A 255-nucleotide genomic window follows, 5' to 3' on the forward strand; every position below is an offset into this window, starting at 1 on the left:
GGCACACACAGCGCCTTTGCGCTTGCCACCCTGGTTCACGGCCACAGCGGTGTCGTTCACCACTTTGAGGAACGGCACAACGCCTTGCGACTTGCCGTTGGTGCCCTTGATGTACGAACCCAGCGCACGCACCGGCGTCCAGTCGTTGCCCAGGCCGCCGGCAAATTTCGACAGCATGGCGTTGTCGTGGATCGCGTGATAGATGCCCGACAGGTCATCCGGCACGGTGGTCAGGTAGCAGCTCGACAGCTGTGG

Annotated in this window: 1 protein-coding gene; it reads right to left on the reverse strand. The window is 62.7% G+C overall.

What is annotated here, in order from left to right:
• Positions 1 to 255, reverse strand: a 255-nt coding sequence (locus tag AAEY83_RS16820) for a ribonucleotide reductase barrel domain-containing protein (RefSeq protein WP_351060929.1), incomplete at both ends; no start/stop codon positions are given.

The sequence above is a fragment of the Psychrobacter sp. TB20-MNA-CIBAN-0197 genome (assembly GCF_040309765.1).
In the GTDB taxonomy this organism is placed as follows: Bacteria; Pseudomonadota; Gammaproteobacteria; order Pseudomonadales; family Moraxellaceae; genus Psychrobacter; species Psychrobacter submarinus.